The organism is Amycolatopsis sp. NPDC051128, assembly GCF_040682715.1.
Lineage (GTDB): Bacteria > Actinomycetota > Actinomycetes > Mycobacteriales > Pseudonocardiaceae > Amycolatopsis.
Genome location: NZ_JBFBBN010000002.1, coordinates 152,791 through 175,644 on the forward strand (window position 1 = coordinate 152,791; position 22,854 = coordinate 175,644).

The 22,854-nt window shown below is 71.3% G+C and carries 23 protein-coding genes; 7 read left to right on the forward strand and 16 right to left on the reverse strand.

All coding sequences use genetic code 11. The features are described from left to right. Nucleotides 1-23: 23 nt before the first annotated feature. From AB0M82_RS02790 to rimO, 5 genes are all read right to left on the reverse strand, one after another. A complete protein-coding gene (locus AB0M82_RS02790) occupies nt 24-872 on the reverse strand; it encodes a PspA/IM30 family protein (RefSeq protein ID WP_364717024.1) in 849 nt (282 codons plus the stop codon). 233 nt (nt 873-1,105) lie between these two features. Next, entirely contained in the window at nt 1,106-1,573 is a 468-nt protein-coding gene (locus AB0M82_RS02795) for a helix-turn-helix transcriptional regulator (protein ID WP_364717027.1), read from the reverse strand. A 99-nt stretch (nt 1,574-1,672) separates the two neighbouring features. Next, entirely contained in the window at nt 1,673-2,149 is a 477-nt protein-coding gene (locus AB0M82_RS02800; RefSeq protein WP_364717526.1) for a nicotinamide-nucleotide amidohydrolase family protein, read from the reverse strand. 65 nt (nt 2,150-2,214) lie between these two features. Continuing rightward, nucleotides 2,215-2,925: a CDP-diacylglycerol--glycerol-3-phosphate 3-phosphatidyltransferase gene (gene pgsA / locus AB0M82_RS02805; protein ID WP_364717030.1), complete on the reverse strand. Its 711-nt coding sequence runs from the start codon at nt 2,923-2,925 to the stop codon at nt 2,215-2,217. Continuing rightward, nucleotides 2,922-4,358 carry a 30S ribosomal protein S12 methylthiotransferase RimO gene (rimO, locus tag AB0M82_RS02810; protein WP_364717033.1) on the reverse strand — a complete coding sequence of 479 codons (1,437 nt, stop codon included), beginning with the start codon at nt 4,356-4,358 and terminating at the stop codon, nt 2,922-2,924. Before rimO ends, pgsA begins: the two co-directional genes overlap by 4 nt. 87 nt (nt 4,359-4,445) lie before the next feature. Between rimO and AB0M82_RS02815 the strand changes: the two genes are divergently transcribed. The 3 genes from AB0M82_RS02815 (at nt 4,446) to AB0M82_RS02825 (ending at nt 5,784) form a co-directional block, all read left to right on the forward strand. Further along, the gene (locus tag AB0M82_RS02815) at nt 4,446-4,964 is read left to right on the forward strand and encodes an amino-acid N-acetyltransferase (protein WP_364717035.1); all 519 of its coding nucleotides are present in this window, start codon (nt 4,446-4,448) and stop codon (nt 4,962-4,964) included. Between the two features lie 98 nt (nt 4,965-5,062). Beyond that, entirely contained in the window at nt 5,063-5,497 is a 435-nt protein-coding gene (locus AB0M82_RS02820) for a phospholipase (RefSeq protein ID WP_364717037.1), read from the forward strand. A gap of 86 nt (nt 5,498-5,583) precedes the next feature. Beyond that, entirely contained in the window at nt 5,584-5,784 is a 201-nt protein-coding gene (locus AB0M82_RS02825; protein WP_364717040.1) for a nitroreductase family protein, read from the forward strand. A gap of 229 nt (nt 5,785-6,013) precedes the next feature. On the opposite strand, the gene AB0M82_RS02830 is transcribed toward AB0M82_RS02825, so the two are convergent. Genes AB0M82_RS02830 through AB0M82_RS02840 form a run of 3 tightly spaced genes read right to left on the reverse strand, consistent with a single transcriptional unit; the run spans nt 6,014 to nt 9,264 of the window. Continuing rightward, nucleotides 6,014-6,454, reverse strand: a complete 441-nt coding sequence (locus tag AB0M82_RS02830; RefSeq protein ID WP_364717043.1) for a hypothetical protein — start codon at nt 6,452-6,454, stop codon at nt 6,014-6,016. Between the two features lie 41 nt (nt 6,455-6,495). Further along, nucleotides 6,496-6,735, reverse strand: coding sequence for an RloB family protein (locus AB0M82_RS02835; RefSeq protein ID WP_364717046.1), 240 nt, complete (start codon nt 6,733-6,735; stop codon nt 6,496-6,498). Between the two features lie 48 nt (nt 6,736-6,783). Next, complete coding sequence (locus tag AB0M82_RS02840) at nt 6,784-9,264, reverse strand: DNA translocase FtsK 4TM domain-containing protein (protein ID WP_364717049.1); 2,481 nt, start codon at nt 9,262-9,264, stop codon at nt 6,784-6,786. 126 nt (nt 9,265-9,390) lie between these two features. On the opposite strand from AB0M82_RS02840, the gene AB0M82_RS02845 reads away from it, so the two are divergent. From AB0M82_RS02845 to AB0M82_RS02860, 4 genes are all read left to right on the forward strand, one after another. After that, nucleotides 9,391-10,206: a lysophospholipid acyltransferase family protein gene (locus AB0M82_RS02845; RefSeq protein WP_364717527.1), complete on the forward strand. Its 816-nt coding sequence runs from the start codon at nt 9,391-9,393 to the stop codon at nt 10,204-10,206. A gap of 115 nt (nt 10,207-10,321) precedes the next feature. Beyond that, the gene (gene wrbA / locus AB0M82_RS02850; RefSeq protein ID WP_364717050.1) at nt 10,322-10,936 is read left to right on the forward strand and encodes an NAD(P)H:quinone oxidoreductase; all 615 of its coding nucleotides are present in this window, start codon (nt 10,322-10,324) and stop codon (nt 10,934-10,936) included. A gap of 62 nt (nt 10,937-10,998) precedes the next feature. Then, entirely contained in the window at nt 10,999-11,946 is a 948-nt protein-coding gene (locus AB0M82_RS02855) for an EamA family transporter (protein WP_364717052.1), read from the forward strand. A gap of 77 nt (nt 11,947-12,023) precedes the next feature. Beyond that, nucleotides 12,024-13,400 carry an amino acid permease gene (locus tag AB0M82_RS02860; protein WP_364717055.1) on the forward strand — a complete coding sequence of 459 codons (1,377 nt, stop codon included), beginning with the start codon at nt 12,024-12,026 and terminating at the stop codon, nt 13,398-13,400. 111 nt (nt 13,401-13,511) lie between these two features. On the opposite strand, the gene AB0M82_RS02865 is transcribed toward AB0M82_RS02860, so the two are convergent. The 8 genes from AB0M82_RS02865 to thyX form a co-directional block, all read right to left on the reverse strand. After that, nucleotides 13,512-15,158: a substrate-binding domain-containing protein gene (locus AB0M82_RS02865; RefSeq protein WP_364717058.1), complete on the reverse strand. Its 1,647-nt coding sequence runs from the start codon at nt 15,156-15,158 to the stop codon at nt 13,512-13,514. Nucleotides 15,159-15,340: 182 nt separating this feature from the next. Continuing rightward, a complete protein-coding gene (locus AB0M82_RS02870; protein WP_364717061.1) occupies nt 15,341-17,038 on the reverse strand; it encodes a ribonuclease J in 1,698 nt (565 codons plus the stop codon). Continuing rightward, the gene (gene dapA / locus AB0M82_RS02875) at nt 17,035-18,048 is read right to left on the reverse strand and encodes a 4-hydroxy-tetrahydrodipicolinate synthase (RefSeq protein ID WP_364717064.1); all 1,014 of its coding nucleotides are present in this window, start codon (nt 18,046-18,048) and stop codon (nt 17,035-17,037) included. Before dapA ends, AB0M82_RS02870 begins: the two co-directional genes overlap by 4 nt. 102 nt (nt 18,049-18,150) lie before the next feature. Next, nucleotides 18,151-19,629 (reverse strand): serine/threonine-protein kinase, encoded by a 1,479-nt coding sequence (locus AB0M82_RS02880; protein ID WP_364717067.1) that lies wholly within the window; start codon nt 19,627-19,629, stop codon nt 18,151-18,153. Between the two features lie 31 nt (nt 19,630-19,660). Beyond that, nucleotides 19,661-20,131 (reverse strand): hypothetical protein, encoded by a 471-nt coding sequence (locus tag AB0M82_RS02885; RefSeq protein ID WP_364717070.1) that lies wholly within the window; start codon nt 20,129-20,131, stop codon nt 19,661-19,663. 22 nt (nt 20,132-20,153) lie between these two features. Further along, the gene (locus AB0M82_RS02890; protein WP_364717073.1) at nt 20,154-21,395 is read right to left on the reverse strand and encodes an Nramp family divalent metal transporter; all 1,242 of its coding nucleotides are present in this window, start codon (nt 21,393-21,395) and stop codon (nt 20,154-20,156) included. A 179-nt stretch (nt 21,396-21,574) separates the two neighbouring features. Continuing rightward, nucleotides 21,575-21,973: an ACT domain-containing protein gene (locus AB0M82_RS02895; RefSeq protein ID WP_364717076.1), complete on the reverse strand. Its 399-nt coding sequence runs from the start codon at nt 21,971-21,973 to the stop codon at nt 21,575-21,577. Beyond that, nucleotides 21,973-22,725: an FAD-dependent thymidylate synthase gene (thyX, locus tag AB0M82_RS02900; RefSeq protein WP_364717078.1), complete on the reverse strand. Its 753-nt coding sequence runs from the start codon at nt 22,723-22,725 to the stop codon at nt 21,973-21,975. Before thyX ends, AB0M82_RS02895 begins: the two co-directional genes overlap by 1 nt. Nucleotides 22,726-22,854 lie beyond the last annotated feature (129 nt).

Genomic DNA, 22,854 nt, shown 5'->3' on the forward strand with positions numbered 1-22,854 from the left:
CTTCGAACTCGCTCCGACCGTGGTCAGGCCGGGTTCTTGCCCTGTTCGGCCTGGACGCGCGCCTGGATCTCACGCTGGATGTCCGCCGCGCTGCCGCCCGCCGGCTTCTGCGCCGCCGTCTTGCCGCCGTCGGTCACCTGCGCGACCGACTCGCCCCGCATGGAGGAGCGGATCTGCTCGAGCCGCGAGTGCCCGGCCAGCTGGGTGGTGGACGCCTGGACCTCCATCATCCGCCCCTGGACCGAGTTCTGCGCCAGCTCCGCCGAGCCGAGCGCCGTGGTGTAGCGCTTCTCGATCTTGTCGCGGACCTCTTCCAGCGACGGCGTGTTGCCCGGCGCGGCCAGCTGGCTCATCTGGTTCAGCGAGGCGGAGACCTGCTCCTGCATCTTCGCCTGCTCCAGCTGCGAGAGCAGCTTGGTGCGTTCGGCCAGCTTCTGCTGCAGCATCTGCGAGTTGCGTTCCACGGCCTTCTTGGCCTGGGCCGCGGCCTGCAGCGACTGGTCGTGCAGGGTCTTCAGATCCTCGATGTTCTGCTCGGCCGTGACGAGCTGCGTCGCGAAGCTTTCCGCGGCGTTCTCGAACTCGACGGCCTTCTGCTCGTCACCCTTCGAGCGCGCTTCGTCCGCGAGGACGAGCGCCTGCCGGGTGGACGCCTGCAGCTTTTCGACGTCGCCGAGCTGCCGGTTGAGCTTCATCTCCAGCTGCCGCTGATTGCCGATCACGGAGGCAGCCTGCTGGGTCAGCGCCTGGTGGTTGCGCTGCGCCTCCTCGATGGCCTGCTGGATCTGTACCTTCGGGTCGGCGTGCTCGTCGATCTTCGACGAGAACGCCGCCATCATGTACTTCCAGAACTTCACGAACGGGTTGGCCATCTCCTCCGCCTGCCTTCTTGCGTCCCACGGGCCTTGAGTAATCCTCGGGGTGGGGCGTCACTCCCCTGCTCATGCAACGCACCGACCCCGGCGTCGGGTTCCATCGTGTCAGGTCGGCCACGTCCGTTCCAGGCGACCCCGGGGGATTTCAGGGTTCGTCCCTGATCACCCCTGGACATAACGCGGACGGCCCCGGGCGGGTTGCCCGGGGCCGTCATCGTGTCCGATCCGATCTATGCGGCGATGGTGGACGCCAGCTTCGGCTGCCCGATCGTCGTGCGCAGTGTCGTGTTCATCCGTGGCGCCGGGGAAACCCGCAGGTCGGCGAGGTCGTTGCCGATCAGCTCGGACATCAGGCGGCCGCCTTCGATGCCGGCTGCCGAGGCCTCGGCGCCGCGCTCGGGCACCTTCCCCCGGGGCGCGCCCTCCACGATCCGCTCGTCGACCGGTGCGACCTCGACGTTGTCGAGGGCCGAAACGTCCGCCGCCACCTTGTGCAGCAGTTCGCCGAGCGGAAGGTCCAGGGCCTGGCAGATGGACGCGAGCAGCTCGCTCGACGCCTCCTTCTGGCCCCGCTCCACCTCTGAGAGGTAGCCGAGGCTGACCCTGGCGGCGCGGGAGATGTCGCGCAGCGTACGACGCTGGTTGGTGCGGGCATGACGGAGCCGATCACCGATCGCCTCACGCAACAGCACGGTCATCACGCGCCTCCCTTCCGAACAAGTACCCCCCACGTTACCCAGAGCGGCGCCCCGAGCGCAGGAGTTGGGGTCTCCGTACGCCAAGGGCGAACGCCGGTTTCACACCAGATGTTCCCCGAGCAGGGCAAACGCCACCCGGACCGATTCGGTCCTGATCAAGTCACGATCACCGCTCAACGCCAGCGTACGGACTGTCCGTGTTCCCGGCCCGGCGAGCCCGACGTGCACCGTGCCCGGCTCGGCGCCGTCCTGGGCCGACGGCCCGGCCACGCCGGTGAGCCCGAGGCCCCAGGTGGCTCCGCACCGGTCGCGGGCGCCCTCGGCCAGCTGCGCGGCGACCTCGGGGTGGACGGCGCCGTGCTCGGCCAGCAGGCCGGCGTCGACCCCGGCGAGTGTCGTCTTCAGCTCGGTGGCGTACACCACCAGTCCCCCGCGCAGGGCCGCGCTCGCCCCCGGCACCCGCGCCAGGGTGGCGCACAACAGCCCGGCGGTGAGCGACTCCGCCGCGGCGACGGTCTCGTCCCGCGCGGCGAGGGCGGCGATGAGGGCGGCGGCCGGCTCGTCGGCCGGGTCCACCGCGCGCCGCGGCGATTCGGCCCGGGCGGCAGGGGCGGGTGCCGGTGCGGTCTCGGCGGCCACCCTCAGCTCCCGGTGACCCGCCGGCCGGCGGCGCGCAGCCGCAGGGCCCGGATCAGGTAGTCGACGCCGGTGACCACGGTCAGCACCAGTGCCAGCCCCATCAGGGCCCAGCGGACCGGGTCGGCGCCGGCAGGCAGGGGCAGCAGGTAGGCGGTGATCGCGGCGATCTGGGCCATGGTCTTGGCCTTGCCACCGCGGCTGGCCGGGATCACGCCGTGGCGGATCACCCAGAACCGCAGCAGCGTGACGCCGATCTCGCGGACCGCGATGACGATCGTGACCCACCAGCCGAGCTCGCCGAGGACGCTGAGCCCGACCAGCGCGGCGCCGGTGAGCGCCTTGTCCGCGATCGGGTCGGCGATCTTGCCGAAGTCGGTGATCAGGCCGTACTTGCGGGCCACCCAGCCGTCCAGCTGGTCGGTGGCCGAGGCGACGGCGAACAGGCCGGTCGCGATCGCGCGCCAGGTGGTGTCGTGGCCGTCGCCGACGAACAGCGCGGCGATGAACAGCGGCACCAGGACCAGCCGCGAGAGCGTCAGGAGGTTGGCGACGTTGAGGGTCGGGACCGGCGTCGGTTCGGGGACCTGCGCTTGGCCGTCTTTCGGGGGGTCCAGGGGGGCTTGCCCTCCGGCTGGGGTCCGGGGCTCGGCCCCGGAGGACAGAGCTTCGTGCGCCAGGCCCTCGTCGGCGGCGTCGCTCGGGAGGGCACTCACCGGTCGGCGTCCGGCACCGCGCGGACGACCAGGTCGACGCCCGCCGAGTCGACGACCTCGCAGCGCAGGAAGTCGCCGGTCTCCGTCTTCTCGGGCGCGTCGAGGATGACGCACTCGCCGTCGACCTCCGGGGCCTGGTGCGCGGCGCGGCCGGTGAGCTCGCCGTCGTCGTCCCGCTCGACGAGCACGTCGACGAAGGTGCCGATCCGGTCCTCGGCGCGCTGCGCGGTCAGCTCCTCCACCAGCGCGGAGATCCGGGTGACCCGCGCGGCGACCTCGTCGGCGTCGAGCTTGCCGTCGAAGGTCTCGGCCTCGGTGCCGTCCTCGTCGGAGTAGCCGAAGACGCCGACCGCGTCGAGACGGGCGCCGGTGAGGAACCGCTCGAGCTCGGCCAGGTCGTGCTCGGTCTCGCCGGGGAACCCGACGATCACGTTGGTGCGGATGCCCGCCTCGGGCGCGTACTCGCGGATCTGCTCGGTCAGCGCGAGGAACGAGTCGGTGGAGCCGAACCGGCGCATCCGGCGCAGCACCTGCTCGCTGGAGTGCTGGAAGGACAGATCGAAGTACTCGGCGACGCCCGGCGTGGTCGCGATGGCCTTGACCAGCTGCGGGCGGGTCTCGGCGGGCTGCAGGTAGGAGACGCGGACGCGCTCGATGCCGTCGATCTCCGCCAGCCGCGGCAGCAGCCGCTCCAGGGCGGTGGCGCCGTCGCGGCCGAAGTCCTTGCCGTAGGACGTCGAGTTCTCGCTGACCAGGAACAGCTCCTTGACGCCGTGCTCGGCCAGCCACATCGCCTCGGCGACGATTTCGTCGGGCTGCCGCGAGACGAAGGAGCCGCGGAACGACGGGATCGCGCAGAACGAGCAGCGCCGGTCGCACCCGGAGGCGATCTTCAGCGCGGCCACCGGCGAGTCGTCGAGGCGCGTGCGCAGCACTCGCGGGCCCCAGCCGTGCTGCGCGTGGCCCGGGACCTCGACGGTCTCGGCCGCGGCGGGCCGCTGCACCGGGCTGATCGGCAGCAGCTTGCGGCGGTCGCCAGGGGTGTGCGAGGCGATCTTGCGGCCGGCGACGACGTCGTCGAGCCGGTCGGAGAGCTCGGCGTAGTGGTCGAAGCCCAGCACCGCGTCGGCCTCGGGGAGGCTGTCGGCGAGCTCGTGGCCGTAGCGCTCGGCCATGCAGCCGACCGCGACCACCTTCTTGCCCGTGTCGGACGCCGCGAGCAGCGTGTCGACCGAGTCCTTCTTCGCCGACTCGACGAAGCCGCAGGTGTTGACCACCACGACGTCGGAGTCCTCGGGTTCGGCCGCCAGCTCCCAGCCGCCGGCCGCCAGCCGGCCCGCCAGCTCCTCCGAGTCGACCTCGTTGCGGGCGCAGCCCAGGGTCAGCAGGGAGACGCGTCGGGTGGCGGCAGGGTCCGTGGCAGGAGAAGGCACGACGTTGAGGGTAGCCGCCGGGCCCGGACGGGCGGACGACGGCGTAGCCCGGTCGTGTCGGCGTCCGCGCCGGGCGATGTGGCAGGGTTGACGATCGTGCCGTCCGACTCCCTCCGCCCGACCGTCCGCCGCGCGCGAATCGCCGACGTCCGCAAGATCAAGGCCCTGGTCGACTCGGACGCGGGCCGCGTCCTGCTGGAGAAGGAGCTGGTCACGCTGTACGAGGCGGTCCAGGAGTTCTGGGTCGCCGAAGTGGGTGACGAGGTCGTGGGCGCGGCCGCGCTGCACGTGCTCTGGGAGGACATCGCCGAACTGCGCACGGTGGTGGTCGACAAGGCGGTCCGCGGCCAGGGCGTCGGGCGGGTGCTGGTCGCCCGGCTGGTCGACGAGGCCCGTGAGCTGGGTCTCAAACGGCTGTTCGTGCTGACCTTCGAGACCGGTTTCTTCGCCGGCCACGGGTTCGTGGAGATCGACGGCACCCCCGTTTCGCACGAGGTGTACGAGGAAATGCGGCGCTCGCACGACACCGGCGTCGCCGAATTCCTCGACCTCCCCTATGTGAAGCCGAACACACTGGGTAATTCCCGGATGCTTCTCGAACTCTAAGGGAAAGTTCAACACCGTCCCATCGAGCGGTGACGCGAGCCCCTCGCGGCCCGAAGCTGATCTCACATTCGTCACTTGATCGGCAAGGGATGCACACAATGCGCACGACTCTGCGGAACCTGGGGGCCACCGTCGCGGTGGCCGTGACCGTCGGCGGGGGCGCCCTGCTGGGCGCCGGCACGGCGGCGGCGGTCGACATCCCGACCGTGACCGACCAGTACCTCTTCCACACCTCGCTCTCCAGCTTCGAGACGATCCGGGGCCAGGCGCCCTACAACGGCCAGCTCGACTGGTCCTCGGACGGCTGCTCGTGGGCGCCGGACAACCCGTTCGGTTGGAAATTCCTGCCCGGCTGCCACCGCCACGACTTCGGCTACCGCAACTACAAGAAGCAGAGCCGGTTCACCGAGGCCAACCGCAAGAAGATCGACGACAACCTCTACACCGACCTGAAGAACATCTGCGGGTCGAACATCGCCTGCAAGGGCGCGGCCTGGACGTACTACCAGGCCGTCCGCGAGTTCGGCGGCTGAGTCCGGTGGCCCGGGCCGCGTCGCCGGCCCGGGCCTGTCAGGTTGGGCCGACGGACATCGATCACGTACTCAGCACGACTCGCGCGGTGCGCCGGAAGCTGGACCTCGACCGGCCGGTCGAGCCGGCGGTGCTCGAGGAGTGCCTGAGTCTCGCGCTGCAGGCCCCGACCCCCGGGAACGTCCAGGCCTGGCGCTGGCTGGTGGTGCGCGACCAGGGCGTGAAGGCGCGGCTCGGCGCCGTCAACCAGCCCTCGGTGGCGCGGGCGCTGCGTCCGGGCGGCACCTGATCGACGTCATCGAGCGGGTGCCGGTGTTCGTGATCCCCTGTCTCGAGGGGCGGCCTGCCGGGGAGAACGCCGTGGACGCGGCCTTCTACGGCGGAAATCCTCGGCATCCCGGACGGCTACACGCAGGTCGGGCTGCTGCCGGTGGCGTACACGACGACACCCGACTTCAAGCCGGCCGCGAGGATCCCGCTGGCCGAAGTGGCTTTCTCGGACCACTGGGGCACGCCGCTCAGCTGACGCGGACAGTGGCCTCCCGGCCGTCCTCGCTCACCGACACCAGCTCGACGCGGCTCGCGGCGAACGTCGTCGCTTCGGGGCCGGTGCGCGCGCCGCTGTGCAGCTCGGCCGTGGTGCTCTCGCCACGGCCTGGTTCCTTCAGCAGGAACGCCAGCGTGGCCTCCCCCTGCCAGAAGCACTGCATGCCGGGGCGGCATCGGGAGTCGGCGACGAGCCGGGTGTAGCGCACGGTGAGGTCCTTGCCCTCCACCGCGGCCTCCTGCCCGAGGCGCAGGGTCACGTCGTGCCCGGCGGCGGTGCTGACGGTCGACGGCGCGGACGGCAGACCCGCGGCGGGCGCCGGAGCGGCCTGCCCGGAGGCGACCGAGCTCCCGGCGCCCACCACGACGACGGCGAAGGCGAACAGTCCGGCTACGAATCGCTGTAGGTCCACGCGGTCAGGACGGAACGGACCCGGACGCGGGTTGCGTCGGCTCAGCGCATCCTCTCGACCAGGAAACCGACCTGGGTGGACGGGTTGCGGACGTGACCCGCTTCCGGGTGCCGAGCTCGCTCGACCGCCGCGGCGACGAGAGGCACGGCGCACGCCTCGAAATGCAACAGCAGCCAGTACTCGAAGCAAGGATTCGAGACCGCCAGGTTCACCCCGAGGCCGCGGGTATAAACGGCCGCCACCGGCACCACCGGCCGGGTGTCTCCCGGCAACGCGGGCATGAGGAGGTAAGCCGCACAGAACGGCTCCAAGCATCAGCCAGGGGTCAGTTACTCCTCGTCGTCCGGGTCGGCCGGGCCCGGGTCGCCGCCGCGGATCATGAACAGGACCGACTCCAGCTCCTCCGGCTTGATCAGCACGTCGCGGGCCTTCGAGCCCTCCGACGGGCCCACGATGCCGCGGCTCTCCAGCAGGTCCATCAGGCGGCCCGCCTTGGCGAACCCGACGCGGAGCTTGCGCTGCAGCATCGACGTCGAGCCGAACTGGGACGTCACGATCAGCTCGGCGGCCTGGAGCAGGACGTCGAGGTCGTCGCCGATGTCCGGGTCGATCTCCTTCTTCTCGCCCGCCTTCTGCGTGGTGACGCCGTCGTTGTAGTCCGGCTGCGCCTGCTCCTTCGCGAAGTTGACGACCGAAGCGATCTCTTCGTCACCGACGAACGCGCCCTGGATGCGGACCGGCTTGCCGGCGCCCATGGGCAGGTACAGCGCGTCGCCCATGCCGATCAGCTTCTCCGCGCCCGGCTGATCCAAAATCACCCGCGAGTCGGTCAGCGACGACGTCGCGAACGCCAGCCGGGACGGCACGTTGGTCTTGATCAGGCCGGTGACGACGTCGACCGACGGCCGCTGCGTCGCCAGGACCAGGTGGATGCCGGCGGCGCGGGCCTTCTGGGTGATCCGGACGATCGCGTCCTCGACGTCGCGCGGGGCGGTCATCATCAGGTCGGCGAGCTCGTCGACGATCGCCATGATGTACGGGTACGGCCGGTACTCGCGCTCGGACCCGGGGGGCGCGGTGATCTCGCCCGAGCGGACCTTCTTGTTGTAGTCGTCGATGTGCCGGACCTTGTTGACCTGCATGTCCTGGTAGCGCTGCTCCATCTCCTCCACCAGCCAGGCCAGCGCGGCGGCGGCCTTCTTCGGCTGGGTGATGATGGGCGTGATCAGGTGCGGGATGCCCTCGTACGGCGTCAGCTCGACCATCTTCGGGTCGATCAGGATCATCCGGCACTCGTCCGGCGTCGCCCGCGCGAGCAGCGACACCAGCATCGAGTTGACGAAGCTCGACTTACCGGAGCCGGTCGAACCCGCGACCAGCAGGTGCGGCATCTTCGTCAGGTTCGCCGTGACGAAGTGGCCTTCGATGTCCTTGCCGAGGCCGATCACCATCGGGTGGTTGTCCTTGACCGTGGACGGCGCGCGCAGGACGTCACCCAGGCGGACCATCTCGCGGTCGGAGTTGGGCACCTCGATGCCGACCGCGGACTTGCCCGGGATCGGCGCCAGCAGCCGGACGTTGTCGGTGGCCACCGCGTAGGCGATGTTCTTGGTCAGCGCGGTGATCTTCTCGACCTTCACGCCCGGGCCGAGCTCGACCTCGTAGCGGGTGACCGTCGGGCCGCGGGTGAAGCCGGTGACCTGCGCGTCGATGCTGAACTGCTCCAGCACGCCGGTGATCGCCTCGATCATGGCGTCGTTGGCCTTGCTGCGGGACTTCGGCGCATCGCCGAGCTTCAGCAGGTCGGGCGGCGGGAGCTGGTAGTCGCCTTCGACCGTGCGGGTGACCGCGAGCGGCGGTTCCGGGGCCTTCTTCGGCTTCTTCTCGGGCACCTCGGCGGGCGGTTTGGGCAGAGCCTTCGGTGGCTTGATCGGCGTCGGGACCTCGGCGAGGGCGGCTTCGAGGTCGAGCTGTTCGGGGGCGGCGTCGCCGGTCTGGCGGCGGCGGGACGGCTTGCGTAGGCGGGCGGCCTTCGGGTCGGCCTCGGTGACGCGCTCTTCGTCGGTGGCGAAGCCGGCCCGCTGGGCCTCGGCGATCTCTTCCTCGTCGAGTCCCCAGTTGCGGAGGCGCTGCGGGATCTCGCGGACCGGCGTGCCGGTGAACACGAGCACGCCGAAGGCCAGCGCCAGGATCAGCAGCGGCACCGCGACCCAGGTGGTGACGCCCATGGCCAGCAGGCCGCCGGAGAAGGCGCCGATGATGCCGCCGGCGTACATCCGGCCGTCGTTGGTGGCCGGGAGCGCGGTGAAGATGTGCAGCATCCCGAGCACCGACAGGACGACCATGATCGTGCCGATGACCATCCGCGGCCGCGTCTCGGGGTGCGGCTCGGACCGCATCAGCGCGACGGCGACGACCACCAGCACCAGCGGCAGCGTCACGGCTCCGGCGCCGAGAACGGTCCGGGCGGCGATCTCCACGCCGGCGCCGATCGGGCCGGCGGCCCGCCACCAGACGCCGACGGCCGCGACGATGGCCAGGGCCATCAGGCCGAGCGCGAGGCCGTCGCGGCGGTGTTCCGGTTCGAGCTCGCGGGTGCGGCCGACCGTGCGCGCCAGCGTGCCCAGGCCCTTGGCCAGGAGGTTCCAGGTGCCGCGGACGCCCTTGCCGAACACGCCGGGCGTCTTGCGGCGCGGCGCCGGCTTGCGAGCGGACGACGTACGTGGCTTCGCCGGCGTACGCGGCTTACGCGCCGCTGCCCCTTTCGCGCCGCTTCCCGTGCTTCGCTTCCTCGTCGCCGACCCTGCCATGGGTCAACGGTAACCGGCCTCGACGTCTCGTCACATGCGCCACTCTCAGCGCAGGGTGAACTTCTGCCTCACACTTCGGGCATGAGCGGCCATCCGGGTGAAATCGGCGTCTGCCATGCTCTGCCCATGGTCGCGCTGCACTCCGACAACACCTCTCGCCGGGCCCCCGCCATCTGGCGGACCATGCTGAACATCGACCGCGGGCTGGTGAACCTGGTCGGGCGGCTGACGGTCACCGGCCGGATCCCGGCGCAGCTGCGGGGCAAGCCGCTGCTGATGGCCGCGAACCACATCGGCGTGTTCGACGCGTTCGTGCTGATGGCGGCGTGCAAGCGGATCGGCATCAACCCGCGGTTCATGCTGGCCGGCGGCATCCTGGACGCGCCGGTCATCGGGCCCGCCCTGCGGGTCAGCGGGCACCTGCGGGTCGACCGGAAGGTCGCCGCGACGGCGGTCGGGCAGTTCGCGATGGCCGTCGAGGCGCTCAGGACCACGCGCGAGCCGATCATCGTCTACCCGGAGGGCCGGATCAGCCACGACCCCGGCCTCTGGCCGGAGCGCGGCAAGACCGGCGCGGCGCGGCTGGCGCTGGCGGCCGGCGTGCCGGTGATCCCGATCAGCCAGTGGGGCGCGCACGAGGCCGTCTACTGGGGCACCGAGACCGTCAACGGCCCGGCCGACCTGGTCCCGCTGGCCCGCTCCGGGCTCAGCGCGCCGCTGCGCCGGCCGCGGTTCCGCGTGCACTTCGGCGACCCCGTCGACCTGTCGGAGGTCGAACCGGAGCGGCCGGGCGCCGGGGTGCGCGCGCACGCCAAGATCATGCAGGCGATCACCGACGGTCTCGTCCCGCTGCGCCGCGACGAACTCGACCGGCCCCGCTTCCACGACCCGACGCGGCCCACCGACACCGTCAGCCCGTGGAAGCCCGGGCAGTCCTCCTAGCGGAGTCCGAGGTTCGTCGACAGGGCCCGAGGCGCTCGGCCCGAATCTCAAAGCGCGATACCAGCTGGGTCCGGATCGTGAGACACCCGCCGCGGCACCCCTAGAGTCGGCGGACGTGAGCACACGGATACTCGTCGTCTACTACAGCGCGACCGGGAACACCGCCGCCCTGGCCGAGTCCCTCGCCGCGGGTGCCCGCGAAACCGGGGCCGAGGTGCGGGTGCGGACCGTGCCGGAAACGGTGCCCGCCGAAGCCATCGCCCAGAACCCACGCTGGCAGGCCTGGGTCGAATCGGGGCCGCACCACGACCTCGCCACGCTCGACGACCTCGAGTGGGCCGACGGCCTCGCGGTGGGCAGCCCGACCCGGTTCGGCGGCCCGGCCGCCCAGCTGAAGTCCTATTTGGACAGCACGGGTGGGTTGTGGGCGCGGGGAAAGCTGGCCGACAAGGTCGCGACGTCGTTCACGACGGCGTCCACCAGCCACGGCGGCCTCGAGTCGACGCTGCTGGCGATCAACAACGTCTTCTACCACTGGGGCGCGATCGTGGTGCCGCTCGGGTACACCGACCCGCACCTGATGGAGTCCGGCAATCCGTACGGCGGCTCGTTCGTGTCCCGCAAGTCGGCCGCGCCGGACGACCTCGCGCTCGGCGCGCTGCGCGTCCAGGGACGGCGGCTGGCCACCATCACGACGCACGTCGCGACGGGGCTGAAGCAAGCCGGGTAACCGGGCTGCATAACCATAAAACGGGTTTCGGCGGTGATATGGCGGCACCTACAGTCGCCACGGTGACCACCGAGCTGCCCGTCCTCGCCCCGCCCCACGTCGCCCACCGTGGTCGAGGCACCGCCCTCGTCCTGCTCGCCGCGCTGTTCTTCAGCACGTCCGGCACGCTGGGCAAGTCCGCGATGTCGGCCGGGTTCACCCCGGAGCAGGTGGCCGCGATGCGGATCGGGCTGGCCGGGTTCGTGCTGCTGGCCGGGGTGGCGCTGGTGGCGCCGCGGAAGCTGCGGGTCCGCCGGGCGGAACTACCCGTCCTCGCCGGCTACGGCCTGCTCGGCGTGGCCGGGGTGCAGCTGCTCTACTTCGTCGCCGCGGGCCGGATCCCGGTCGGCATCGCGATCCTGCTGGAGTTCGTCTCACCGGTGCTCATCGCGCTCTGGGTGCGGTTCGTGCGGCGGCACCGGCTGCCGCGGTCGGTCTGGGGCGGCATCGCGCTGGCGATGGCGGGGCTCGCGCTGGTGGCCCAGGTCTGGCAGGGCTTGACCTTGGACGTCGTCGGCATGCTCGCCGGCGTCGGCGCGGCCCTCTGCTCGGCCGGGTACTTCCTGCTCGGGGAACGAGCGGTGGCCGACATCGACCCGCTCGGCCTGGTCACCTGGGGCATGGTGATCGGCGCCGTCCTGATCGGCCTCGTCGCGCCGCCGTGGACGTGGCCGGTCGGGCTGCTCGGCGTCGACGTCGAGTTCGGCGCCTGGCACCCGCCGGTGTGGCTACTGCTCGTCCTGCTGGTCCTGGTGGCGACGGTCTTCGCCTACGTCTTTGGCATCTCGGCGCTGCGGCACCTGCCGGCGTCGGTGGCGAGCGTGGTCGGGCTGGTCGAGCCGGTCATCACGACGGTCGCGGCGTGGGTGCTGATCGGCGAGGAGCTCGCCTGGCCTCAGCTGCTCGGCGCGGCGATCCTGCTGGCCGGTGCCTACATCGTGCAGCGCAAGTCGGAGATCCTCACACACTGAGCTTGCGCAAATTCTGCATCGGCTACCTCCCGGGTGCGAGAATTCCGCGATCCGCGCACACCCGGGGAGGAAGCAACATGGTGACGAAGTCCGGGCTGCGGCCCGATCTGCGTCAGCGGCACGTCCGGATGATCGCCCTCGGCGGCATCATCGGCGCGAGCCTGTTCATCGGCAGCGGCGCGGTGATCCACACCGTCGGCCCGGCCGCCGTGCTCTCGTACGCCATCGGCGGGCTCCTGGTCGTGCTGGTGATGCGGATGCTCGGCGAGATGGCGACCGCGACGCCGTCGCTGGGCTCGTTCATGGAGTACGCGCGGGACTCGCTCGGCGGCTGGGCCGGCTTCACCATCGGCTGGCTGTACTGGTACTTCTGGGTCGGCGTGGTCGCGTTCGAGGCCGTCGCCGGCGCGAAGATCCTGCAGGGCTGGATCCCCGACGTGCCGCAGTGGGTGTTCTCGCTGGGACTGATGCTGCTGCTGACGGCGACGAACCTGGCGTCGGCGCGCTCGTTCGGCGAGACGGAGTTCTGGCTGGCGTCGATCAAGGTCGCCACCATCGTCGTGTTCCTGGTGCTGGGCCTGCTGTTCGTGCTCGGGCTCTGGCCGGGCGCGCACTTCTCCGTCGGCAACGCCGGGCTCGACGGCTTCGTCGCGAACGGCCCGTTTTCGGTGGTGCACGGCGTGGTCATCGTGATCTTCTCCTACTTCGGCGCGGAGATCGTCACGATCGCGGCGGCCGAGTCCGACCAGCCGGAGACGGCGGTCCGCAAGGCGACCTCGACGATCGTCTGGCGGGTGATCGTGTTCTACGTCGGCTCGGTGGCGCTGCTGGTGATGATCACGCCGTGGCGCGAGATCCCGAGCGAGACGAGCCCGTTCGCGGCGGCGTTCGGCCGGTTCGGTGTGCCGGCGGCGTCGACGATCGTGTCCGCGGTGGTGTTGACGGCGGCGCTGTCGGTGCTGAATTCGGGGCTGTACACGGCATCCCGGATGTTGTTCGCCCTGCGCCGGCACGGGTGGGCGCCGAGCTGGGTCGCCGACACGAACGCGCGCGGCGTGCCGTGGAAGGCGATCCTGGCGTCCACCTCGGTCGGTTACGTGGCGGTGGTGATGAGCTACGTGTCCCCGGACAAGATCTTCTACTTCATCATCAATTCGGCGGGCGCGGTGGCCTTGTTCGTGTACGCGATCATCTGCGGCTCCCAAATCCGGATGCGGCGACGGCTCGAAGCCGAGTCGCCGGAACTGCTGAAGTTGCGGATGTGGGGTTACCCGTGGCTGAGCTGGTTCACGTTGGTGATGACGGTGGTCGTGGTGGCGTCGATGCTGTTCGTGGACGAGGACACGCGGGCCCAGCTGTACCTGAGCCTGCTCAGCCTGGCGGTGATCCTCGGCGTCTACGCCCTCATCCGCCGGCGCGCGACCGGTGATTCCGCGCGTATCTCGCGTGATTGAGCCCGGAACTCGCGTGATTGGAGCCGGAACTCGCGAGTTCCGGCTTTAATCACGCGAGTGACGGCCCTGATCACGCGAGATCCGGCTCTGATCACGGCGGGTACGGGGAACTCAGCCGCCGGCGATCCGGCTCAGCGCTCCGAAAAACACGTCCGTGATCTTCGCCGGGTCCGGGGCCACGAACGCCTGTCCCCCGGTCGCCGCGGTCAGCTGGTCCAGTTCCGCCTTGTCCGCGTCCGGGCCGACGCCCACGCCGATCAGCGGGATCGGGCGGCGGGGGTCCCGCAGTTTCGCCAGCTCGGCCAGGAGGTCCGCGCGGGACACCCCGTGCGGGTCTTCGTTGCGGCCGTCGGTCATCACGATCACCAGGTTGAGCCGGCCGGGCTCCCACTCGCGCCGGGCCGTGCGGTAGGCGTCGAGGACGCTGTCGTACAGCCCCGTGCCGCCGTCCGGGGTGGCCTTCACCTGGCTCAGCCGATCCAGCGCGCCGCCGGCCAGGTGCTGGGCGACCGGCGCCATCGGCAGCAGCTCGCGGTAGTCCTTGTCGCCGTCCAGGCGGGTCGAGAACGCCAGCATCCGCAGCTGCGTGGCGGGTTTGAACAGGTGCATGGCCTTCGCCGCGGCCTGCATCGTCACCTGCATCCGGTTCAGCCCGGTTCCCGGCACCTGCGCGTTCATCGACCCGGAGACGTCGACGAGCACCTGCACCCGCGCGCTCAGGTTGATCCCGGCCCACTGGTTGAGCAGCTCGTCGACGACGTCGGCGGGCGGCAGGGTCGCGGCCCGGATGCCGGCCGGGGACACCCGCGGGTCGTCGATGTGCTCGCGCAGCGCCTGCCCGCCCGCGGCACGCAAGCCGGTCTTGGCGATCGCGTCGGCGCCCCGGTCGCCGAGCATCGCCGCCCGCAGCGCGTCGACGATCGGCCGTTGCTGCGGCGTGATCCCGCCCAGCTCGGCGAACGGGAAGTCCAAAGTGGGCACCGCGGTCGAGTAGACGGCGACGAGCGGCGACGTCGTGTCCTCGACGTTGTGGCGCAGCAAGGAGTTCTCCGACGCCGGGAAGGCCGTCACGGCGGCCGTGCCGCCGCCGTCGCCGGAGCCCGGCAGCCGGGCGATCAGGTCCGTCTCCGCGCCGAGCGTGTTCGCCGAGAACCGCCGCAGCAGCGCGACGTACGCGGCGGCGGGCTCGGCGGCCGTCCGGACGCTCTCCCGAAGGCCGAGCAACGCGGCGGCGCCGACCGGGTCGCGGGCGGGGTCGGGCATCGCCGGGACGACACCCGGCGCGGCCAGCACCTCCGCCCACGTCGGCGTGTGCTGGGGCCAGCCGAGGCCCTTGGCGACGTCCGCGGCGACGGCGAGCACCACCGGCGAACTCGCCACCGACGCCCCGGTTTCGGGGACGTCGGCGGCGCCGAGCTGACGGGCGCGGCGCAGCGCGAGAGTGGAGTCCGGCACCCAGACCTGCGCGCGCGGGCTGCCGTCGGAGAGCGCGAGCCGCTCGGCGGCCTGCGTCGCCTCCTTGGTCTGGACCTCGACGGCACCGCACTCCAGGTCGAGGCCGTGCACGACGAGCGACAGCGCGGGCGCGATGTCCGCGGACGCGGTGACCAGGACTTTCGCCGGCTGCTCGCAGGACGGGCGGGAGTTCACCGCCCGCACGGCCACCCAGGCCCCGGCACCCAGGACGACCACGAGACCGGTCGCCAAGGCGGGCACGAGCAGCCGGCGGCGTCTTCCGTCCGGCGAGTGACGTCCCATCGGCGCGGGCCTCTCTGCGCGAGGCGGGGTGGGAGATCAAGGTTATCCCGCGCCAAAGCGGCCGCTCATGGTCCAGACGGCGTAAGTACTGGCTCACTCTGGGAGTGGCCTGCGGAAAGCCGTGAATGTCGCATTGAGGGACTTGAAGTCCCTCAATGCGACATTCACGGACTTTGGCCGGGCTAGACCGGGATCACCGTCGGGACGATCATCGGGCGGCGGCGGTAGGTGTCGGCCACCCAACGGCCGACCACCCGGCGGACCGCCTGCGCGATGCGGTGGGTGTCGGTGATGCCTTCGGACTCCGTGCGCGCCAGCTCCATCTCCACCAGCGGCACGACGGCGGCGAGCGCCTTCGGGTCGTCGGAGAAGCCGCGGCCGGACACCGTGGGGCTGCTGACCGGGCGGCCGGTGCTGGAGTCCACCGCCACGCTGATCGAGATGAACCCGCCCTCGCCCAGCACCAGCCGGTCGGACAGGGTCGACTCGCCGACGTCGCCGACCGACAGGCCGTCGACGTAGACGTGCCCGACCTCGACGCGGCCGGTGCGGGAGGCCTTGCCGTCGACCAGGTCGACGACCACGCCGTCTTCGGCGATCACCACGTTGTCGGGGGCGACGCCGGTGCGGATGGCCAGTTCGCCGTTCGCGCGCAGGTGCTTCCACTCGCCGTGCACCGGCATCACGTTGCTCGGCCGCACCGCGTTGTACAGGTACAGCAGCTCGCCCGCCGACGCGTGGCCGGACACGTGCACCTTGGCGTTGCCCTGGTGGACGACGTTCGCGCCGAGCCGGGTCAGGCCGTTGACCACACCGAACACCGCGGTCTCGTTGCCCGGGATCATCGAGCTGGCCAGCACGACGGTGTCGCCCGCGCGGATCGAGATCTGCCGGTGCTCGCCGCGCGCCATCCGCGACAGCGCCGAGAGCGGCTCGCCCTGCGACCCCGTCGAGACGAACAGGACCTTGCTCTCCGGCAGGGTGCTGGCCTGGTCGAGGTCGACCAGCAGGCCGTCCGGCACGTTCAGCAGGCCCAGGTCGGCCGCGATGCCCATGTTCCGGACCATCGACCGGCCGACGAACGCGATCCGCCTGCCGTGCCGGTGCGCGGCGTCCAGGACCTGCTGGACGCGGTGGACGTGGCTGGCGAAGCAGGCCACGATCACGCGCTGGTCGACGCGGCGGATGACGTCGTCGAGCACCGGGCCGATGTCGCGCTCGGGCATGACGAACCCGGGCACCTCGGCGTTGGTCGAGTCGACGCAGAACAGGTCGACGCCCTCGTCGCCGAGCCGGGAGAACCCGGCCAGGTCGGTGAGGCGCCCGTCCAGCGGGAGCTGGTCGAGCTTGATGTCGCCGGTGTGCAGGACCACGCCCGCCGGGGTGCGGATCGCGACCGCGAGGGCGTCCGGGATGGAGTGGTTCACCGCGAAGAACTCGAGGTTGAACACGCCGACGTCGCGGCGCTCGCCCTCGCGGACCTGGATGAGGTTCGGCCGCTGCCGGTGCTCCCTGGCCTTCGCCGCGAGCAGCGCGTTGGTGAACTTCGAGCCGTAGATCGGCAGGTCCGGCCGCAGGCGCAGGAGGAACGGGACGGCACCGATGTGGTCCTCGTGCCCGTGGGTGAGCACCAGCCCCTCGATGTCGTCGAGGCGGTCCTCGATCGCGCGGAAGTCGGGCAGGATCAGGTCGACGCCGGGCTGGTCGTCCTCGGGGAAGAGGACCCCGCAGTCGACGATGAGCAGCCGGCCGCCGAATTCGAAGACGGTCATGTTGCGCCCGACTTCGCCGATGCCGCCCAGCGCGACGACGCGCAGGGCTCCATCAGGCAGTGGGGGCGGGGCGTTGGTGGGGCCTGGACCGGGGGGAAGTGAGCTCACCGAGGCAGGGTCCCAACGCTGGTGTGCGAGGTCGGCGCCACGTAGGCGGCCCTCGAATCTGCTTGTGCCACCCGCTCACCATGCCAGTCCTGGGCCGCCGTGTCGCCCAGGGGCACGCCGCCCTGGGCCAAATCGGCCGCGATCAGCGCGGTCTGCTCGGTGGTCGGGGCGACGATCGGCAGCCGCGGGTCGCCGATGTCGAACCCGCGCAGCCGCAGCGCCGCCTTGCTGAACGCGACCCCTCCGACCCGGGACATCGCGCGCAGCACCGGCAGCATGGCGCGGTGGTTGGTGCGCGCGGTGGACGTGTCGCCGCTCTCGTAGGCGTCGATCATCGCGCGGATCCGGCCCGCGACGACGTGACCGATCACACTCACGACGCCGACGCCGCCGACCGAGATCCAGGGCAGGTTCAGCCCGTCGTCACCGGAGTAGTAGGCGAGGTGGGTGTTGGCGATCACCTCGGAGCCGGCGATCAGGTCGCCCTTGGCGTCCTTGACCGCGACGATCCGCGGGTGCTCGGCCAGCCGCAGCAGCGTGTCGACCTCGATCGGCACGACCGAGCGCGGCGGGATGTCGTAGAGCAGCACCGGCAGCCCGGTGCTGTCGGCGACGGTGGTGAAGTGCGCGTACAGCCCGGCCTGGCTGGGCCGCGAGTAGTACGGGGTGACGACCAGCAGGCCGTGCGCGCCGGCCGCCTCGGCCTGCTTCGCCTGCTCGATGCTGTGCGCGGTGTTGTTGGTGCCCGCGCCGGCCACGACGGTCGCGCGGTCGCCGACGGCCTCGACCACGGCCCGGATCAGCTCCTGCTTCTCCGTGTCGCTCGTGGTCGGGCTCTCGCCGGTCGTGCCGTTGACGACGAGGCCGTCGTTCCCCAGCGCCACGAGGTGCTCGGCGAGCTCCTGCGCCCGCTTCAGGTCCAGCGCACCGTCGGCGTCGAAGGGAGTGGCCATCGCGGTGAGCACTCGCCCGAACGGCCGTCCGGGTGCGGCGGTAGGTGGGTTGGACATGCCCAGACGGTACCCCGTCCCACCGACGAAAACGGTGCCGACCTGGCCGGGGGCGGCGAAGTGCGGAGGATTTCCCTGGCCCGACCGCTCGTCGCGGAACTTCTACTTGACCTTGGTCACGATCGGCGCGGAGATGGGGCCGCCGTCGGCCTTGGTCAGGACGCAGTAGAACTCGCGCGTCGGGTACTCGCCGGTTTTGTCCGGCACGCTCTGCCACTCGCCCTGCGTGGGCACGAGCGCGCGGTACTTGAGGTTTGCGCGCTTGGTCTCGGGGACGATCGACGAGCGGAAGGCGGCCGCGCAGCGGGCTTCGGCCACCGCGGTGACGGCTTCGAGGCCCGGGTAGGCGGCGACCTCCGCTTCGTTGTCGGACCAGTTCGCGGTGCCGATGGGATCCCCCGAGTCGTAGATCTCGAGGGTGTGGCTCTCCTTGCAGTCGCCGTCGTTCTCGCCGCTGATGACGCCGCCGTCCTGGACCGCGGCGTTGTAGCAGAGGTAGCTGGAGCTGACGTCCACGCGCATCTGGCCGCCGAGGCCGTACGTCGTGGTCGGCAGCTTCTGAGCGTCCGGCGCGGGGGTTGCGAAGGCCCTGCCCGCGAAGAAGCCGCCGACCAGGGCACCCACGACGAGTACTGCGGCCGCCGAGAGCCACAGTGCGCGGTGGTTCTTCGGCTGCGGCGCCGGGCCGGCGGGTGGCAGGAGCATCGCGGTGCCGCCCGGCGGGGTGGGGCGCACGCCCTGCGCCGTGGTCAGCAGGTTCTGCGCCTGCGCGGCGGTGAGGCGGGCGTCGGGGTTCGCGACGAGGAGGCCGAGGATCGCCGCCGCGATCGGGCCCTGGCCGCGGGTGAGGTACGGGATCTCGGTCATGATCGCGTGCAGCGTCGCGGCGGTCGTCGCGCGCTCGAACGGGATCGAGCCTTCGACGGCGAAGAACAGCGTCGCGCCGAGGGACCACAGGTCGGACGCGGGCAGGGCTTCGCGGCCTTCCACGCGCTCCGGCGCCATGAACGCGGGCGAGCCGACGATCATGCCGCTGGTGGTCAGGCGGGGGTCGTCGACGGCGTGGGCGATGCCGAAGTCGGTGAGCTTCACGCGGCCGTCCGGCGCGACGAGGATGTTCGCCGGCTCGACATCGCGGTGCACGATCCCGGCGGCGTGCGCGGCCTGCAGCGCGGCCAGCACCCGCTCCCCCAGCTGCGCGGCCTGCGCGGCGGGCATCGGGCCCCGCTGCCGCACGAGGTCGGCCAGCGACGGCGCCTCGACGAGCTCCATCACGATGAAGGTGGTGCCGCCGTCGGTGACCACGTCGTACACCGTGACGACGGCGGGGTCGTTGAGCCGCCCGCCGGTGCGCACCTCGCGCAGGGCGCGTTCGGAGAACACGGCGGCGGACTCGGCGTCGGGCAGCCGCAGCTCCTTCACCGCGACCGGGCGGCCGATGACCTGGTCCTGCGCCCGCCACACGACGCCCATGCCGCCCCGGCCGAGCTCGCCCAGCAGCAGATAGCGGCCGGCGACGACCCGCTGACCAGGCGTGACAGGCGCCTGCGGTGGGTACGGCCGGGTTTTTTCGTCGGTCACGGTGCTCCTTCGGGCGGCGGTCGCGCAGATGCTAGTCGGACCGCCGCGGAGCGTTCGGGGTTCCGCGCAATTCGCGGGTTTCGCCCCGGTAAGGGATCCAGCGATAACCGGGGGCGAAGTCGCTGAACTCGGCGCGCCGGCCGGTCGCGGCCCAGATGTCCTCGCCGACGACGAGCCCGGGGAACCTCGTCAGGTCCTCCTCCGCCATCAGCTGGTCGTAAGTGCGGAACTCATCGGTCTCGACCCCGGCGATGGCGTAGCGGTAGACCGGCGGCGCCGTCCGGAGCTGCCAGTAGAGCCGACGCCCGGCCGCGGTCATGGCCGTCGCCTCCGCCGCGGTGTTCGCCCCCGTCTCGCTGAGGCCTTCGGGCACCACGCCGCACCACCAGCCGACGCCGTCCGAGAAGATGCGCACCGGCCAGCCGTCGAAGTGCCGCGCGAGGTCTCTGGCGTGGGTTTCGCGCTCTCCGCATTCGGCGTTGAGGGCGAAGATCCAAGCCATGGCGGGAACTCCCTGCTCGTGGTCAGCCGGTGAAGGTCAAGTAGATCAGCACCAGGTTGAGGGTGATGATCACGGCCGCGACGACGTACGCCGCGGCCGTCGTCAGACGGCGGTTGGTGTCGGCCCCCATCAGATCACGGTCGGCCGTCAGCCGGATCAGCGGGACGAGCGCGAACGGGATCCCGAACGACAGCACCACCTGCGAGACGACCAGCGCCGCGCTCGGGTCGGCGCCGAGGGCGAGCACCACGATCGCCGGGATGAGCGTGACGAGCCGGCGCACGACCAGCGGGATCCGCTTGTGCAGCAGGCCTTGCATGATCATCGCGCCGGCGTACGCGCCGACCGACGTCGACGCCAGGCCGGACGCCAGCAGGCCGATCGCGAACATCAGCGCGATGCCGGGACCGAGGGCCAGCGAGACGGCGCTGTGCGCGCCCGCGATGCTGTCGACGCCCTCCTGCCCCTGGAGGTTCGTCGCGGCGAGCAGGAGCATGCCGAGGTTGACCGCGCCGGCGAGCAGCATCGCCAGGCCGACGTCGGCGCGGGTGGCGCGCAGCAGGCGACGGCGGCGGCCGGCGTCCGGGCGGCCGTGGCGGTCGCGGACCAGGCCGGAGTGCAGGTAGACGGCGTGCGGCATGACGGTCGCGCCCAGCATCGCCGCGGCGATGAGGATGCTGCCCGCGCCGTCGAACCTCGGCACCAGGCCGCCGATCGTTTCCGCCACCGACGGCGGTTCGACGAACAGGCTCGCCAGGAAGCCGACCGCGATGACCAGCAGCAGGCCGGTGACGACCCGTTCGAACGTCCGCTGGCCGCCGCGGTCCTGGACCGCCAGCAGCGTCAGCGAAACCGCGCCCGTGATCACGCCGCCGACGATCAGCGGCAGGTCGAACAGCAGGTTCAGCGCGATGGCGCCGCCGACGACCTCGGCCAGGTCGGTGGCGATGGCGACGACTTCGGCCTGCAGCCAGTAGGCCAGCCGGGCGGGCCGGGACAGCCGGGCGCGCAGGGCCTCCGGCAGCGACATCCCGCTGACCAGGCCGAGCTTCGCCGAGAGGTACTGCACGAGCACGGCCATCAGGTTCGCCGCGACGATCACCCAGACCAGCAGGTAGCCGTAGCGGGCGCCCGCGCTGATGTTGGAGGCGACGTTCCCGGGGTCGACGTACGCGATCGCGGCGACGAACGCCGGGCCGAGCAGGGCCGACCCGGTGCGCAGACGCGTCGCCAGTTTCGGCCGCACTGCTTCGGTGACCGCCATGGGCGCCTGCCTCTCAACCGGATATCGGGGACCCTAAACCGAAGTTTAGGCTTGCCGAACTTTCGATTTCAAGGGGGATGGCTCCCACCCTCGCGGCCGGGGTACCCGCGAATCGCCCGCCGAAAGCCGTGAAGGCCACCTCGAGGGGAGTCCTCGAGGTGGCCTTCACGGACAACGCGTCAGGGGTGGGCGACCTCGTGGCCGGATTCGCGCAGCGCCTTCACCGCGTGGTCGAGGTCGGTCGCGCGGACCAGGATGTGGTCGGTGTCGTACGTGGACATCGAGAACAGCGCGACCCCGGCCGCCGCCAGCTCCGAAGCCAGCGCGGCGATGATGCCGGTGAGCGTGAACTCCAGGGGCCCGCGGACCGACAGCAGGCGCCAGCCGTCCTCCTCCGCCGTGCTGCCGGCCGGTTCGCGGCCGGCGGGGCAGATCACCGACAGCTCTTCGGGCGTCCGGGTCACCGAGACGAACGCCGGTTCGCCGGGTTCGAACAGCTCCGGGGGCACCGGGGCGTCCGCGGGCAGCCGGACGACGGCGTACTCGCCGGGCCGGATGTCGATCGCGAGGCGCTTCATCAGCCTTCAAGCACCTTCGGGCTCGTGGCGATCTCGGTGCCGTCGGGCAGCGTCGAGATGGTGAAGTCCGCGAACACGTTCCCCGCGGCCTTCTGCAGCTGCCGCAGGCATTCCACGGCCAGCTCGCGGATCTCGACGTCGGCGTGCTCGGTGGCGCGCATCGCGACGAAGTGACGCCACGCCCGGTAGTTCCCGGTGACGACGATGCGGGTCTCGGTCGCGTTCGGCAGCACGGCGCGCGCGGCCTGGCGGGCCTGCTTGCGGCGCAGGGTCGCGCTCGGGACGTCGGCGAACTTCTCCTCGAGCCCGGCGAGCAGCTCGGTGTAGGCGTCGACGCTCGCCTGGGCCGCGGCGAGGAACTTCTCGTGCAGCGCCGGGTCGTTCGCGATCACGTCCGGCTCGACGAAGGCGGCGTTGCGCTCCGGGACGTACCGCTGCGACAGCTGCGAGTACGAGAAGTGGCGGTGCCGGATCAGCTCGTGGGTCAGCGAGCGCGAGATCCCGCTGATGTAGAAGCTCACCGAACCGTGCTCCAGCACCGAAAGGTGGCCGACGTCGATGATGTGCTCGATGTAGCCGGCGTTGGTCGCGGTGGCCGGGTTCGGCTTCTTCCACGACTGGTAGCAGGCGCGGCCGGCGAACTCGGCGAGCGCCTGGCCGCCGTCCGCGTCGGTCGACCACGGCACGTCCTCTGGCGGGAAGAACTCCGTCTTCGCGATCAGCTGCACCCTGGGTGACACGGTTTCGGCCACGTCCGCACTCCTTCTCCCGGCCTGACTCCACGACTCCCCGGCAGCCTAACCGCGTGAGGGCGGCCACTCCCGGGGGACACGTGACATCACCTCCACCTTGACTGACACCACTGATGACGTCATAGTGAT

Coding starts and splice junctions, on each gene's coding strand:
- AB0M82_RS02790 (WP_364717024.1), bottom strand. CDS start 872: ATGGCCAACCCGTTCGTGAAGTTCTGGAAGTACATGATGGCGGCGTTC.
- AB0M82_RS02795 (WP_364717027.1), bottom strand. CDS start 1,573: ATGACCGTGCTGTTGCGTGAGGCGATCGGTGATCGGCTCCGTCATGCC.
- AB0M82_RS02820 (WP_364717037.1), top strand. CDS start 5,063: ATGCGCACGACTCTGCGGAACCTGGGGGCCACCGTCGCGGTGGCCGTG.
- AB0M82_RS02835 (WP_364717046.1), bottom strand. CDS start 6,735: ATGCCCGCGTTGCCGGGAGACACCCGGCCGGTGGTGCCGGTGGCGGCC.
- AB0M82_RS02840 (WP_364717049.1), bottom strand. CDS start 9,264: ATGGCAGGGTCGGCGACGAGGAAGCGAAGCACGGGAAGCGGCGCGAAA.
- AB0M82_RS02845 (WP_364717527.1), top strand. CDS start 9,391: ATGGTCGCGCTGCACTCCGACAACACCTCTCGCCGGGCCCCCGCCATC.
- AB0M82_RS02860 (WP_364717055.1), top strand. CDS start 12,024: ATGGTGACGAAGTCCGGGCTGCGGCCCGATCTGCGTCAGCGGCACGTC.
- AB0M82_RS02865 (WP_364717058.1), bottom strand. CDS start 15,158: ATGGGACGTCACTCGCCGGACGGAAGACGCCGCCGGCTGCTCGTGCCC.
- dapA (WP_364717064.1), bottom strand. CDS start 18,048: ATGTCCAACCCACCTACCGCCGCACCCGGACGGCCGTTCGGGCGAGTG.
- AB0M82_RS02885 (WP_364717070.1), bottom strand. CDS start 20,131: ATGGCTTGGATCTTCGCCCTCAACGCCGAATGCGGAGAGCGCGAAACC.
- AB0M82_RS02890 (WP_364717073.1), bottom strand. CDS start 21,395: ATGGCGGTCACCGAAGCAGTGCGGCCGAAACTGGCGACGCGTCTGCGC.
- AB0M82_RS02895 (WP_364717076.1), bottom strand. CDS start 21,973: ATGAAGCGCCTCGCGATCGACATCCGGCCCGGCGAGTACGCCGTCGTC.